11 protein-coding genes are annotated in these 14,294 nt (G+C 78.6%); 10 read left to right on the top strand and 1 reads right to left on the bottom strand.

The window, feature by feature from the left end; all coding sequences use genetic code 11:
• The first annotated feature begins 74 nt into the window (after nucleotides 1-74).
• Nucleotides 75-2,804, top strand: coding sequence for a penicillin-binding protein (locus tag ACI8AC_RS08035; protein WP_456896921.1), 2,730 nt, complete (start codon nucleotides 75-77; stop codon nucleotides 2,802-2,804).
• Between the two features lie 304 nt (nucleotides 2,805-3,108).
• Here ACI8AC_RS08035 and ACI8AC_RS08030 read toward each other — a convergent pair whose 3' ends face one another.
• On the bottom strand, nucleotides 3,109-4,434 hold the full coding sequence (locus ACI8AC_RS08030) for an alpha-hydroxy-acid oxidizing protein (RefSeq protein ID WP_456896919.1): 1,326 nt from the start codon (nucleotides 4,432-4,434) through the stop codon (nucleotides 3,109-3,111).
• A 191-nt stretch (nucleotides 4,435-4,625) separates the two neighbouring features.
• Between ACI8AC_RS08030 and ACI8AC_RS08025 the strand changes: the two genes are divergently transcribed.
• The 9 genes from ACI8AC_RS08025 to ACI8AC_RS07985 all read left to right on the top strand — a co-directional run bounded on the left by ACI8AC_RS08025 (nucleotide 4,626) and on the right by ACI8AC_RS07985 (nucleotide 14,086).
• Complete coding sequence (locus tag ACI8AC_RS08025) at nucleotides 4,626-5,597, top strand: hypothetical protein (RefSeq protein ID WP_456896917.1); 972 nt, start codon at nucleotides 4,626-4,628, stop codon at nucleotides 5,595-5,597.
• A gap of 70 nt (nucleotides 5,598-5,667) precedes the next feature.
• Nucleotides 5,668-6,216 (top strand): MarR family winged helix-turn-helix transcriptional regulator, encoded by a 549-nt coding sequence (locus tag ACI8AC_RS08020; protein WP_456896916.1) that lies wholly within the window; start codon nucleotides 5,668-5,670, stop codon nucleotides 6,214-6,216.
• A 181-nt stretch (nucleotides 6,217-6,397) separates the two neighbouring features.
• Nucleotides 6,398-7,870 (top strand): HAD-IIIA family hydrolase, encoded by a 1,473-nt coding sequence (locus ACI8AC_RS08015; RefSeq protein ID WP_456896914.1) that lies wholly within the window; start codon nucleotides 6,398-6,400, stop codon nucleotides 7,868-7,870.
• The gene (locus tag ACI8AC_RS08010; RefSeq protein ID WP_456896912.1) at nucleotides 7,867-8,868 is read left to right on the top strand and encodes a glycosyltransferase family 9 protein; all 1,002 of its coding nucleotides are present in this window, start codon (nucleotides 7,867-7,869) and stop codon (nucleotides 8,866-8,868) included. The genes ACI8AC_RS08015 and ACI8AC_RS08010 overlap by 4 nt, the downstream gene beginning before the upstream one ends.
• Nucleotides 8,865-9,857, top strand: coding sequence for a glycosyltransferase (locus ACI8AC_RS08005; protein WP_456896910.1), 993 nt, complete (start codon nucleotides 8,865-8,867; stop codon nucleotides 9,855-9,857). Before ACI8AC_RS08010 ends, ACI8AC_RS08005 begins: the two co-directional genes overlap by 4 nt.
• Nucleotides 9,854-11,071 (top strand): glycosyltransferase, encoded by a 1,218-nt coding sequence (locus ACI8AC_RS08000; protein WP_456896908.1) that lies wholly within the window; start codon nucleotides 9,854-9,856, stop codon nucleotides 11,069-11,071. The genes ACI8AC_RS08005 and ACI8AC_RS08000 overlap by 4 nt, the downstream gene beginning before the upstream one ends.
• Entirely contained in the window at nucleotides 11,068-11,748 is a 681-nt protein-coding gene (locus tag ACI8AC_RS07995) for a D-sedoheptulose-7-phosphate isomerase (protein WP_456896906.1), read from the top strand. Before ACI8AC_RS08000 ends, ACI8AC_RS07995 begins: the two co-directional genes overlap by 4 nt.
• On the top strand, nucleotides 11,745-13,145 hold the full coding sequence (gene rfaE2, locus ACI8AC_RS07990; protein WP_456896904.1) for a D-glycero-beta-D-manno-heptose 1-phosphate adenylyltransferase: 1,401 nt from the start codon (nucleotides 11,745-11,747) through the stop codon (nucleotides 13,143-13,145). Before ACI8AC_RS07995 ends, rfaE2 begins: the two co-directional genes overlap by 4 nt.
• The gene (locus ACI8AC_RS07985) at nucleotides 13,142-14,086 is read left to right on the top strand and encodes a glycosyltransferase family 9 protein (protein WP_456896902.1); all 945 of its coding nucleotides are present in this window, start codon (nucleotides 13,142-13,144) and stop codon (nucleotides 14,084-14,086) included. Before rfaE2 ends, ACI8AC_RS07985 begins: the two co-directional genes overlap by 4 nt.
• Nucleotides 14,087-14,294: the final 208 nt, after the last annotated feature.

Here is a 14,294-nt window from a genome sequence, read left to right as displayed (position 1 = left end):
GTGAAGGGCGTGGCGGGGGCGGTGCCCGCGGGGAACGTGGAACCGGCCCGACCGCGTATCCAGGAGGTTCCTGCGTGCCCCGTCCCCCCGGTCTGCCGGTGCCCGGCGTCGAGTCCGACCCCCGGTCCCGGCCGCGCCGGCTGCGGGCGCTCCTCGGGCTGGCGGTGGCCGTCCTGCTGGCCGGCGCCCTGGCGGCGTCCCTGGCGCTGCCGCTGGTCGCGGGCGCGGGCCTGGCCACGCGCGACACCGCCGGCGTGCTGCACCCGGTGGAGGCCGAGCTGCTCGACCGGACGCCGGCGGGCAACACGCGGGTCCTGGCCGTCGACGGCACGCTGATCACCGAGCTGTACCGGCGCAACCGGACCGTGGTCCCCAGCGAGGCGATCGCCCCGGTGATGAAGGACGCCCTGGTCGCCATCGAGGACGCCCGCTTCCACGAGCACTCCGGGGTGGACGGCGAGGGCCTCGTGCGGGCCCTGGTGCGCAACCTGGCCGCCGGCACGGTGGTCGAGGGCGGCTCCACGCTCACCCAGCAGCTGGTCAAGCAGATCCGGCTGCAGTCGGCGGAGTCGCCGGAGGAGCGGGAGGCGGCGACCGCGGAGGCGCTGGGCCGCAAGCTGGACGAGGCGCAGCTGGCCCTCGGTCTGGAGCAGCGGTACACCAAGGACGAGATCCTCACCCGCTACCTCAACCGGGTCTACTTCGGCGCCGGCGCCTACGGGGTGCACGCGGCGGCCGAGACATACTTCGACACCACGCCGGACGCGCTGACCCTCGCCCAGGCGGCCACGCTCGCCGGGCTGGTGCAGAGCCCGACGCAGTACGACCCGTTCGTCGCCCCGGACGCGGCCACCGCGCGACGCGACGTCGTCATCGGCCGGATGCTGGACCTCGGCATGGTCGACCCGGCCGCCGCGGCCGAGGCGCAGGCCGCGCCGGTCGTGCTCGCCCCCGGCCAGGGGCCGCCGCGCGGGTGCGCCGAGGCCGCCGTCAGCGGCTTCTTCTGCGACTACGTCCTCTCGTACCTCACCGGGACGCTGGGGCTGAGCATGCGGGAGATCGAGACCGGCGGGCTCACGATCCGCACGACGATCGACCCGGCGATGCAGCAGGCCGGCGACGCGGCCGTGCGGGCCTCGGTCCCCGAGGGGGATCCGCTGGCCGCGATCTACACGGCGGTCGAGCCGGGGTCGGGCCGGGTGCTGGCCATGTCGGTCAACCGCCGGTACGGGCTGGACGAGTCCGACCCGGCCCAGACCACGGTCAACCTGGCCACGGCCGCGGGCCAGGGAGCCGGCTCGACGTACAAGGTGTTCACCGCCGCGGCGGCGCTCGAGGCCGGCTACGGGCTCGACCACGTCATCACGACCGACGACCCGTACGAGTCCACGGTCTACCGGGACGGAGACGCGCCCTACGACGTGGGCAACGCCGGGCGGTACCCGAGCACGCTCGACATGGAGCGCGCGCTCTACATGTCGTCCAACACCTACTTCCTGGCCCTGGAGGACCGGCTGGGGAGCGTCACCGGCCCGGTGGACATGGCGCTGCGCCTGGGGCTGACCTCGCTCGAGCCGGTCGCCGAGCAGGTCAAGGCGGAGAACCGGGGCTCGTTCACCTTCGGGGCCGAGGCGACCAGCCCGCTGGCGCTGGCCAACGCGTACGGCACGCTGGCCGCCAGCGGCACCCACTGCTCGCCCACCCCGGTCGACGAGATCCTCGACCGGTACGGGCAGCCGCTGACCCGCGAGGACGGCTCGCCGGTGCTCATCCAGGACCGCTGCACCCCCGAAGTGGTCCCGGCCGGGCTGGCCAACACGCTCAACCAGGCGCTGCGCAAGGACGTCGAGCCCGGGTTCCCCGGGCAGACGGGCCGGCGGGCCTACGTGCCGGGGCACCAGATCGCCGGCAAGACCGGGACGACGCAGGACAACTACTCGATCGCCTTCGTCGGCTACACGCCGCAGATCGCGGCGAGCGTGATGGTCTACGACCCGGTGGCCAACCGGGACGTCGGCGGTTTCGGCGGGGGCAAGGGCGCCACGATCTGGCACGACGCGCTGGCGCCGATCCTCTCCCAGCGCGAGCCGGTGCCGTTCGCGCCCGCCGACCCGTACTACGTGCAGGGCACCAAGCAGTCCCTCCCCCCGGGGTGCGTGGGCTCCGGGTCCTCTCGGTGCCGGGCCCTGCTGTCCTCCTCCGGGCTGAGCGCGAACCTGGTGCGGGTGGACAGCGGCCGGCCGCCCGGCGTCGTCGTCGGCGTGGATCCCGCCCCGGGTGCGGTGGTGGACAGCAACCGGCCGGTGACCGTGCTGGTCAGCAACGGTGCCCGCTGGACGCCGCCCCCGCCGCCGGAGCCCGAGCCGGCCCCCGCGCCGCCGCCCGCCCCCGCGCCGGCACCGGAGCCCGCTCCCGCCCCCGAGCCTGCCCCCGCGCCGGCACCGGAGCCCGCTCCCGAGCCGCCGCCCGCCCCCGAGCCGGCGCCGGAGCCCGCGCCGGCCCCGGCTCCCGCCCAGGAGCCCGCTCCCGAGCCCGCCCCCGCTCCCGCTCCCGAGCCCGAGCCCGCCCCTGAGCCGGCACCGGAACCCGCTCCCGAGCCGGCACGGGAGCCCGCGCCCGCCCCGGAGCCCGCGCCCGCTCCCGGGCCCGCGCCTGCTCCCGAGCCGGCACCGGAACCCGTACCCGGACCGGAACCCGCACCCGGACCGGAACCCGCACCCGAGCCGGCGCCGGGACCCGAGGGCGCACCCGGCCCGGCCGCCGAGCAGTTCCCGGACGACGGCGGCGCCGGGCCCACCGGCTGAGCGGCACCAGCAGCCACCCCGGGCACCTACGTCTCTGAGTGCCATGGCGCTCAGAGACGTAGGTGCCGGGAGACATGACACGGGGACCCGGGCGCAGCCGCCCGCTGTCGACGAGGATGTGGGGCGGGGGGCCGGTCCTGACGGTCTGGCCGCGTTGGTCAGTCCACCCAGCTGTGGGTGGCCACTGTTTGCCGGCTACCCCCGCCCAGAGCCACTGTGACCCAGCTCACACGGGAGGGTCAAGCCCGCCCGGCGTGTCGTCCCGCGCGTGTCCGGATCCGCCCGGGGCGGTCCGGCCGGGTTGTCAGCCGACCCGGCGCAGCACCTCGGCGGAGAGCTGGTCGACCCCGGTGTGCCCCGTCAACCCCAGCGTCAGGTCGAACTCGCCGAGGACGTCGGAGACCACCTGGCGCACGCCCTCCTCGCCCGCCAGGCCGAGCCCCCACACCCAGGGCCGGCCCAGCAGCACGGCGCGGGCGCCGAGGGCGACGGCGGTGAAGACGTCGGCCCCGCTGCGGACCCCGCTGTCGAGGAGCACCGGCGCCCGGTCGCCCACCGTGGCGACCACGTCGGGCAGCGCGTCGAGCGCCGAGATCGAGCGGTCCACCTGCCGCCCGCCGTGGGTGCTCACCACCACGCCGTCGACCCCCTCGTCGAGGGCCCGCCGGGCGTCGTCGGGGTGCAGCACCCCCTTGAGCACGATCGGCAGGCGGGTGCGGGCCCGCAGCCAGGCGAGGTCGGCCCAGGTGATCGAGGGCCGCGAGTAGATGCGCAGGAACGTCTCCACCGCGGCGCGGGGCAGCGGGGAGCGCAGGTTCTCCCGCAGCGGGCCCGGCCAGGCGCGCGCCATGCCGACCAGGGCACGCACCGCGGCGACGGTGGGCCGGGGCTGGCGGTCCCGCGCGGCGGCGTCGCCCGCCTCGACCGGCGCCGGCGCGGCTTCCCCCGCCGCCGCGGCGACCCGCTCCTCGACCAGCCGCCGGAACACCGGGTCGGAGGTGTACTGGGCGATGCCCTTGCCCAGCGCGAAGGGCAGGTGGCCGAGGTCGAGGTCCCGGGGCCGCCAGCCGAGCATCGTCGTGTCGAGGGTGACCACCAGGGCCTCGCACCCGCACGCCTCGGCCCGGGACACGAGGCTCTCCACCAGCTCGTCGGAGGTCGACCAGTACAGCTGCGACCAGCGCGGCGCGTCCCCCATCGCCCCCGCACAGGTCTCCATGGGCACCGACGCCTGGTTCGAGAACACCATCGGCACGCCCAGGCCCGCGGCCGCGCGGGCGACCGCGAGGTCGGCCTCGCGGTGCACGAGCTCCAGCGCCCCGACCGGGCCGAGCAGCACCGGTGCCGGCAGGCGGCGGCCGAACAGCTCGACCGAGGTGTCCCGGCTGCTGACGTCCCGCAGCACCCGGGGGACGACGGCCCAGCGGTCGAACGCCGTCCGGTTGGCCCGCTGGGTCGTCTCCTCGCCGGCCCCGCCGGCGACGTAGGCGTAGGCCCGCGGGGTCAGCCGGCGCCGGGCGGCCTGCTGCAGGCGCCGGGCGGCGGTCGGCACCCGCGGGCGCCGGCCGTACACCCCGGCGCGGTAGACCTCGTCCTGGCGGCGTCGTCCGGTCCCGGCGGCAGAGTCCACCGGCCCACCGTAGTGAGCCCTGCGTCACAGCCCCGGACGGGGGCCCGGCCGACGATCTCGCGACACGCCGCGCCGACACGCGCAACCGGCCGGTAACCCGCGGCCGCGGGCCGTTCCCGCGGTCCATCATGGGGGTCCGCCCGCGCTCAGCACGGACGCCGGGCGGCGGTCACACCAGGGGGAAGTTGCACGTGCCGGTCGCCAGCAGGCCGGGGCTCGTCAGGGGCGCCGCGTCCGTCCTCGGCCTGTCCGCCGTCCTCGCCTGCCTCGTCCTCGCCACCGCCGGCCCCGCGGCCGCCGTCGACGACCCCACCCGCCCCGACGCGCGGGTCACCCAGGGCCCCAGCTGCCGCCCCGGCGGGGTCGCCGTGGAGGTCACGGCGGGCACCGCCCCCTACGCCGTCCGCCTCGGCACCACGCGCGCGCCCGAGGGGGAGGACGACGCCGAGCTGGCCCCCGGCGCCGTCGTCGTCCTCGCCACCGGGGCCGTGGCCTGGGGGGAGACCATCGACCCCTTCCTCGAGTACACCGCCCTCGACGGCTCGGGCACCGCCTACGTCGACGAGCTCGAGGGCTTCAGCTTCACCCGCCCCGCCGAGGAGGACTGCGCGGCGATCAGCCCGCCGTCCGCGGCCGCCGGTGTCCCGGGCGCCACCGTCGACACCCCTCCGGTCGTCGTCCCCTCGCCGCAGGCCCAGCCCGCGCCCATGCCCTCCCCCCGGCTGCCGGCCCCCGGCGGGGCGGTGCCGGCCGAGACCCTCGACGCGCCAGACGTGCGCGCCGCCTCGCCGCGGGTGCTGCCCGGGAACGCCGTCGACGTGCGCGGCTCGGGGTTCGAGCCCGGCGAGACGGTCAGCGTGCTGGGGCCCGGCGGTGTGGTGCTGGCCTCGGCCACCGCGGACGACGGCGGGGCGGTCGCGGTGTCGGTCCCCGTCCCTGACGCGGCCGCACCGGGCCCGGCGGTCCTCGTGCTGGTGGGCGAGCAGTCCGACGCCTCCGGCGAGGTCGCCCTCCGGGTGGCCGACCGGGCCACCCCGCTGGTCGACGGCGGACTGGCCTGGGTCCCGCTCACCGCGGGGGTGCTGCTGCTCGGGGCCGGTGCCGGCCTCGCCGCCCGGAGCGCCCGGCGCCGGCCGGTCACCGGCCCGCCCGGCAGCGCCTGAACGGCACGGCGACGTGCGCGGGTCCGCCGGTCCGGGGGCGCCCGGGCGCGATCTCGGTGACCATGGTGGGGTGCCGAGCCAGGACGCCCTCGCGCCGGACCACCCGCGCGGGGCGGGCCCGGGCGGCGACGCGGGCACCGACGACCGCGTCCCGCGCGACCCGGCGGAGGTGCCCGGTGTCGCACCCCGCCCGGCCGAGACCTGGCTGCGCATCGTCCAGGTGCACGACCGGATCACCCGGCGGGTCGACTCGGCCCTGCACCGCCAGCACGACCTGTCGCTGACCGGGTTCGAGGCCCTTCGGCGGATCGCCGAGTCCCCCGGCGAGCGGGCCACGATGGGGGAGCTCGCCGAGGCCCTGGGGATCTCCCGGGCCGGGGTGACCAGCACCGTCGGCCGGCTGGTGACCGACGGCCTCGTCGTCCGCGAGCGGAGCGCGGGCGGGGACCGCCGGTTGCTGCACGCGCGGCTGACCCCCGCGGGCCGGGCCAAGGTGACCGGGGCCGCGCCCACCCACGACGGGATGGTGGCCCACCTGCTGGCCCTCCTCGGGGACGACGCCGCCACGGTCACCGACGCCCTCGCCCGGGTCTCCGCGGCCGCCCGCACCCGCCGCTGAAGGAGGACCCCGCCCTCCCCGCCCTTGGCCCGCTCGGGGTGGGACCAGGGACGAGGCCGACGGTGGGCCCGTGGAGAGCGCCGGTCGCCACCCGTGAGGGGACACTTCAAGCCCGTAGTGTTTCGATCCGCGCGGGAGGGGCAGGGACGCGTCCGTGCAGGTGGGAAACGCGCGTTGCTCCGTGGTCGTGCCGACCGTCGGCCGACCGTCGCTCGACGTGCTCCTCGACGCGCTGGCGCAGGGCCGGGGGCCCCGGCCGGCCGAGCTCGTGCTCGTCGACGACCGCCGCACCGGCGCGCCGCTTCGGGTCCAGCGGCCCGGCCTCCCCCCGGTCCGGGTCCTGCGCACCGGGGGCGGCGGGCCGGCCCGCGCCCGCAACCTCGGGTGGCGCAGCGTCGGCACCGACTGGGTGGCCTTCCTCGACGACGACGTCGTCCCCGATCCCGACTGGTACGAGCGGCTGGCCGACGACCTGGCCGAGCTGCCCCCCGACGTCGCGGGCAGCCAGGGCCGGGTGCGGGTCCCGCTGCCGGAGCACCGCCGCCCCACCGACTGGGAGCGCGGCACCGCCGGCCTGGCCACCAGCTCGTGGATCACCGCCGACCTCGCCTACCGCCGCAGCGCCCTCGCCGCCGTCGGCGGGTTCGACGAGCGCTTCCCCCGCGCCTTCCGCGAGGACTCCGACCTGGCCCTGCGGGTCATGGACACCGGTGCCCGCCTGGTGCGCGGGCAGCGCTGGATCACCCACCCGGTGCGGCCGGTCGACCGCTGGATCAGCGTGCGCACCCAGGCCGGCAACGCCGACGACGTGCTGATGCGACGGCTGCACGGGCCGGGCTGGCGGGAACGCGCCGACGCCCCGCTCGGCCGGCGCCCGCGGCACCTGGCGGTCACCGCCGCGGGGGCGGCCACCCTCGCGCTGGCCGCCGCCCGCCGCCCGCGGGCGGCCCTGGCCGCCGGCCTGGCCTGGGCCGCCGGGACGGCGGAGTTCGCCTGGGCCCGGATCGCGCCCGGCCCCCGCACCGGCGACGAGGTCGCCACCATGCTCGTCACGAGCGCGGCCATCCCGCCGCTGGCCACCTGGCACTGGCTGCGCGGCGTCGTCACCCACCGCCGGGTGCCGCGCTGGCGCGGCCTTCCCGACCTGGTGCTCTTCGACCGCGACGGCACCCTCGTCCACGACTTCCCCTACAACGGCGACCCGGCGTGGGTCCGGCCGGTCGACGGTGCCCGGGAGGCGCTCGACCGGCTGCGGGCCCGCGGGGTGCGCGTGGGCGTGGTGAGCAACCAGTCCGGCGTCGCCCGGGGGCTGATCACCCGCGAGCAGGTGGACGCCTGCATGGCCCGGCTGGCCGAGCTGCTGGGCCCCTTCGACACCGTGCAGGTCTGCCCGCACGGCCCCGACGACGGGTGCGGCTGCCGCAAGCCCGCTCCGGGCATGGTGAAGGCGGCCTGCGACGAGCTCGGCGTCGACCCCGCCCGCTGCGTGGTGGTGGGGGACATCGGCGCCGACGTCGAGGCCGCGGCCGCCGCCGGCGCCTCCGGCGTCCTGGTGCCCACCCCGGTCACCCGCCGGGCCGAGGTGGCGGCGGCCCCGCGGCGCGCCGGCACGCTGACCGAGGCGGTCGACGGCGTCCTGGCGGGCGCCTGGTGACGCGCACCGTGCTCGTCGCCCGGCTGGACTCGGCCGGGGACGTCCTCGTGCAGGGGCCGATGGTCCGGGCCGTCGCTGCGGGCGCGGACCGGGTCGTGTTCCTCGCCGGGCCGGCCGGGGCCGAGGCGGCGGGGCTGCTCCCCGGCGTCGACGAGGTGTGGACCTGGGCCTGCCCGTGGATCCTCGGCGACCCCCCTCCGGTCGACGCGGCCGACCTCGCCGCGCTGACCGACCGGGTGCGCGCCCTCGCCCCCGACCAGGCGGTCGTCTCCACCTCCTTCCACCAGTCACCCCTGCCCCTGGCGCTGCTGCTCCGCGCGGCGGGCGTCCCCCGGGTCTCGGCGATCAGCGTCGACTACCCGGGGTCGCTGCTCGACGTCCGCCACCGCGTGGACGACGACCTGCCCGAGCCCGAGCGCGCCCTGTCCCTCGCCCGCGCCGCCGGGTTCGACCTGCCGGCGGGGGACGACGGCCGGCTGGCGGTGCGCCGGCCGCTGCCCCCGGTCGGGCACGAGCCGGGCTACGTCGTGCTGCACCCCGGCGCGAGCGTGCCGGCGCGCGCCTGGCCCCCGCAGCGCTGCGCCGAGGCCGTGGAGGCGCTGTCGGACGCCGGGCACCGGGTGCTGGTCACCGGGGGGCCGGGGGAGCGGGCGCTGACCGCCGCCGTCGCCGGCACCCGCGGGACCGACCTCGGGGGCGGGACGAGCCTGGCGGAGATGGCCGCGGTGCTCGACGGAGCCGCGGCGGTCGTCGTCGGCAACACCGGCCCGGCGCACCTGGCCGCCGCCGTCGGCACGCCGGTCGTGTCGCTGTTCTCCCCGGTCGTCCCGGCCGCGCGGTGGGCGCCCTACGGCGTGCCCGCCGTCCTCCTCGGCGACCAGGACGCCCCGTGCCGCGGGACCCGGGCCCGGGAGTGCCCCGTGCCCGGCCACCCCTGCCTCGCGTCGGTGAGCGCGGCCGACGTGGTCGCTGCCGTGGACAAGGTGGTGAGCTCGTGAAGGTCCTGATCTGGCACGTGCACGGCTCCTGGACGACGGCGTTCGTCCAGGGCCGGCACGAGTACCTGGTCCCCGTCGTGGCCGGCCCCGGGGGGAGCCGCAGCCCCGACGGGCTGGGCCGGGCCCGGACCTGGGACTGGCCGGCGTCGGTCCGCGAGGTGACCCCGGAGCAGTTGCGCGACGAGGACGTCGACGTGGTCGTCCTGCAGCGCGTGCGCGACCTCGAGCTGGTGCGCGAGTGGCTCGGCCGCGAGCCCGGCCGGGACCTGCCCGCGCTGTTCCTGGAGCACAACGCGCCGGGGCTGGACGAGGGTGCCGCGCCGGTCCCGCACACCCGCCACCCGATGGCCGACCGGGACGACGTCCCGCTCGTGCACGTCACCCACTTCAACCGGCTCTTCTACGACAACGGGCGCGCGCCCACGGCGGTCGTGGAGCACGGCATCGTCGACCCGGGGGAGCGCTGGACCGGGGAGCTGCCGCACGCCGCCGTCGTCACCAACGAGCCGGTCCGCCGCGGCCGCACCGTCGGCGCCGACCTGCTGCCCGGCCTGGCCGCGGTCGCGCCGGTCGACGTCTTCGGGATGGGCCTGGCCGGGCTGCACGAGCGCCACGGGCTGGACCCGGCGCGGGTCACCCTCCACGAGGACCCCCCGCAGGCGGCCATGCACGCCGAGCTGGCCCGCCGCCGGGTCTACGTCCACCCGGTCCGCTGGACCTCGCTGGGGCTCTCCCTGCTGGAGGCCATGCACCTGGGGATGCCGGTGGTCGCGCTGGCCACCACCGAGGTGGTGGAAGCGGTGCCGGCCGAGGCCGGGGTGGTCTCCACCGACCCGGAGGTGCTGTGGCGCGCCGTCCGCACCTTCCTGCACGACGAGGACGCCGCCCGGCTGGCCGGCAAGGCGGCGCGGGTCGCCGCGCTGGAGCGCTACGGCCTCGGCCGGTTCCTCGCCGACTGGGATCGCCTGCTCGAGGAGGTAGTCCGATGAGGGTCGACCTCGTCAGCGAGCACGCCAGCCCGCTCGCCGCCATCGGCGGGGTGGACGCCGGCGGGCAGAACGTGCACGTCGCGGCCCTGGCCGCCGGCCTGGCCCGCCGCGGGCACGAGGTGGTCGTGCACACCCGCCGCGAGTCGCCCGACCAGCCGGAGCGGGTGACCGTGCCCGACGGCTACGACGTGGTGCACGTGGCGGCCGGCCCGGACCGGGTGCTGCCCAAGGACGAGCTGCTGCCGCACATGCACCAGTTCGCCGCCGAGCTGCGGCGCAGCTGGGCCGCCGACCCGCCGGACCTCGTGCACGCGCACTTCTGGATGAGCGGCCTGGCCTCGGTCGCCGCCGCCGGCCACGCGGGGACGGGCCGGGTGCCGGTCGTGCAGACCTTCCACGCCCTCGGCTCGGTCAAGCGCCGGCACCAGGGCGCGGCCGACACCTCCCCGCCGCAGCGCATCGACCTCGAGCGGGGGCTGTGCCGCGACGTCACCCACGTGGTGGCCACCTGCACCGACGAGGTCTTCGAGCTGCGCCGGCTGGGCCTGGCCCGCGACCGCGCCTCGATCGTGCCCTGCGGCGTCGACACGTCGGTGTTCACCCCGCGCGGCCCGGTGGCGCCCCGCGGCGGGCGCCCGCGGCTGCTGGTCCTCGGCCGGCTGGTCGAGCGCAAGGGGCAGGACGACGCGGTCCGCGCGCTGGCGGCCGTCCCGGACGCCGAGCTGGTCGTGGTCGGCGGCCCCCCGGCCGCGGAGCTGGACACCGACCCGGAGGTGCGACGGCTGCGGGCCGTGGCCGCCGAGGCGGGGGTGGCCGACCGGCTGGTCCTCACCGGGGCGGTGGCCCGGGCCGACGTCCCGGCGTGGGTCCGCTCGGCCGACGTCGTCCTGGCCGTGCCCTGGTACGAGCCCTTCGGCATCACCCCGCTCGAGGCGATGGCCTGCGGCCGGCCGGTCGTCGCCACCGCGGTCGGCGGCCTGCAGGACACGGTCGCCGACGGCGTGACCGGCGACCTCGTGCCGCCCCGCGACCCCGCCCGCCTCGGTGCCGTGCTGGCCGCCCTGCTCGCCGACGACGACCGCCGGGCCGCCTACGGTGCCGCGGGCGTCCGGCGCGCCCGCTCCCGCTACCGGTGGTCGCGCGTGGTCGCCGACACCGAGACCGTCTACCGGCAGGTCCTCACCCGCCGCCGTCCCGTGGAGGTCGCCCGATGAGTGCCGCTCCGCACTCCGCGCACGAGGCCGCTGCCGGTGGGGTCGCCCCGCCGGGCTCCTGCACCCACCTCACCGGCGCCGACCACGTCGCCTCGCTGTCGGCGGCGCTGGGCTCGCTCACCGGGCAGCTCGACGCCCTCGACCGCTGGGGCCGGCTGCTGGCCGACGTCCTGTGCGGGGAGTCCCGCGGGCGGCTGCTGGCGGCGGGCAACGGCGGCAGCGCCGCGCAGGCCCAGCACCTGACCGCCGAGCTGGTGGGCCGCTACCGCGCCGACCGGCCGCCGTTCGCCGCGGTGTGCCTGACCGCGGAGACCTCGTCGCTGACCGCGATCGCCAACGACTACCCCGCCGACGAGCTGTTCGCCCGCCAGGTGGAGGCGCACGGCCGGCCCGGCGACGTCCTGTTCCTGCTGTCCACCTCGGGCCGCAGCCCCAACGCGGTCGCGGCCGCCCGGCGGGCCCGCGAGTGCGGCATCACCGTGCTCGCGCTCACCGGCCCGGCGCCCAACCCCCTGGCCGCCGAGGCCGACGAGGTGGTCGCCATCGACTCCCCCTGGACGGCCACCGTGCAGGAGTGCCACCTGGTGGCGCTGCACCTGGTCTGCGCCGCGTTCGACGCCGCGGTGCTCGCCGAGCCGGCCCGGGTGCCGGCCAGCCGGATCCGGGTGGCCCGGTGAGCCCCCGCGCCGACGGTGCGCCGCTCGTCGTGGTCGGCGACGCGCTGCTCGACGTCGACCTGGTCGGCACCGCCTCCCGGCTCACCCCGGACGCCCCCGTGCCGGTCGTGGAGGACGTCGAGACCCGCGAGCGGCCCGGCGGGGCGGCGCTGGCCGCGGCGGTCGCGGCGGCGTCCACCGGGCGTGAGGTCGTGCTGGTCACCCCGCTCGCCGACGACGCCGGCGCCGACCGGCTGCGCGCGCTGCTGGCCGGCCGCGTGCGGCTGGTGGGCATCCCGGCCACCGGCGGCACCGCGGTCAAGCGCCGGGTGCGGGTCGGGGACCACTCCGTGGTGCGGATCGACTCGGGCGACCCGGTCGCGCGGCCGGGCCCGCTGCCCGACGAGGCCGCCGCGGTGGTCCGGTCGGCGGCGGCGGTCCTCGTGGCCGACTACGGCCGCGGGACGACGGCGGCCCCGGACGTCCGGGCCGCGCTGGCCGGCGCCGGCGGGCCGGTGGTCTGGGACCCCCACCCGCGCGGCGCCGACCCGGTCCCGTCGGTCCGCCTGGTCACCCCGAACGGCGTCGAGGCCGCCCGGGTCGCGGCCGCGGCCGGGGTGGCGGCCGACGGGGACGGGCTGGCGGCGGTGGGCGCCCGCGCCGAGGCGCTGATCCGGCACTGGGGCGTGGGCGCGGTCGCGGTGACCCTGGGGGCCCGCGGCGCCCTGCTCTCCTACGGGGAGGGCGCACCGATGGTCGTGCCCGCGGTGCCGGTCACCGGGGGCGACCCCTGCGGCGCCGGGGACTCCTTCGCCGCGGCGGCCGCGCTGGCCCTCGCCGACGGCGCGGTGACCGGTGAGGCGGTGGCCGCGGCCGTCGCGGCGGCAGGTGCGTTCGTCGCCCGGGGCGGCGCGTCGGCGTGGGACGCCACGGCATCGTCGGCGGCGCCCTCGGCGGGCCCGGTGGCCGAGGCCGGGGTGGACGGCGTGCTCGCGCGGGTCCGGGCCGCCGGCGGCACCGTGGTGGCGACCGGGGGCTGCTTCGACCTGCTGCACGCCGGGCACGTGGCCACCCTGCGCGCGGCCCGCGGGCTGGGCGACTGCCTGGTGGTGTGCATCAACTCCGACGACTCCGTGCGCCGGCTCAAGGGCCCCACCCGGCCGCTGGTGACCGCGGCCGACCGGGCCCGGGTGCTGGAGGCGCTGGAGTGCGTGGACGCGGTCGTGGTCTTCGACGAGGACACCCCGACCCAGGTGCTGAAGCGGCTGCGGCCGGACGTCTGGGCCAAGGGCGGCGACTACGCGGGCGCCGACCTGCCCGAGGCCGCCGTGCTGCGCGGCTGGGGCGGCCAGGCGGTCGTGCTGCCCTACCTGGACGGGCACTCCACGACGGCCCTGGTCGAACGCTCCCGGGTGTGAGCTCCGGGGATCGGCGGCCCGTCGCGGTCGTGCTGCGGCCGCTCGGGCTCGGGGACCTGCTGACCGGGGTGCCGGCGATCCGCGCGGTGCGGGCCGCGGTGCCCGACCACCGGCTGGTGCTGGCGACGACGACCGCGCTGGAGCCGCTGGCCGGGCTCGTCGACGCGGTCGACGAGGTGCTGCCGGCCCGGGAGCTCGAGCCGCTGGACTGGGACCGGCCACCGCCCGACCTCGCCGTGGACCTGCACGGCAAGGGACCGGCCTCGCACGTGGTCGTGGCCGACCTGCACCCCGGCCGGCTGCTCACCTTCGACAGCCCCGGCTACCCCGGGCCGACCTGGTACCCCGACGAGCACGAGGTCCGCCGCTGGTGCCGGCTGGTCGCCGAGGGGCTGGGGGTCCCGGCCGACCCGGACGCCCTCGACCTCGCCGTCCCGCCGGTCCCGTCGCCCGTGCCGGCGGGGGTGGCGGTCGTGCACCCCGGTGCCGCCTTCCCCTCGCGGCGGTGGCCGGCGGGGCGCTTCGCCGCGGTCGCCCGGCACCTGGCGGCCCGCGGGCTCGACGTCCGGGTGACCGGCGGCCCGGCGGAGGTGGAGCGGGCCCGGTCGGTGGCGGAGCAGGCCGGGCTGGGAGAGGACGCCGTCCTCGCCGGCCGGACGACGACCCTGGAGCTGGCCGCGGTGGTCGCCGGTGCCCGCGTGGTGGTCAGCGGGGACACCGGCACCGCCCACCTGGCCACCGCCTACCGCCGCCCGTCGGTGGTGCTGTTCGGCCCGGTCTCGCCCGCGCTGTGGGGCCCCCCGCCGCGGCCGCAGCACGTGGTGCTCTGGCACGGCGACGGCACCGGCGACCCGTGGGGGGCCGAGCTCGACCCGGCGCTGGCCCGCATCACGGTCGAGGAGGTCACCGCCGCCCTCGACGCCCTGCTCGCCGCCCGCTGACCCGCCCGCGCGACCCGCCGGGGCACGCCGAGCCCTGCGGGCCCGGCTCCGCTGCCGGCCGCGACGCCGGCCGGCGCCCGGACCGCCACCTTCGGTCTCCCCCGGGTGCGCCTACGTCTCTGAGTGCCATCGCACTCGAAGACGTAGGACCCGAGGCATGAGGTGCACGGGGCGGGGACGGGCGCCCACGCGGCCGGGCGGGGCGGCC

This window comes from Geodermatophilus sp. SYSU D00758, from assembly GCF_054049955.1.
Note: the sequence above shows the minus strand (reverse complement) of the source record. Positions and strands in the feature narration are given on the sequence as shown.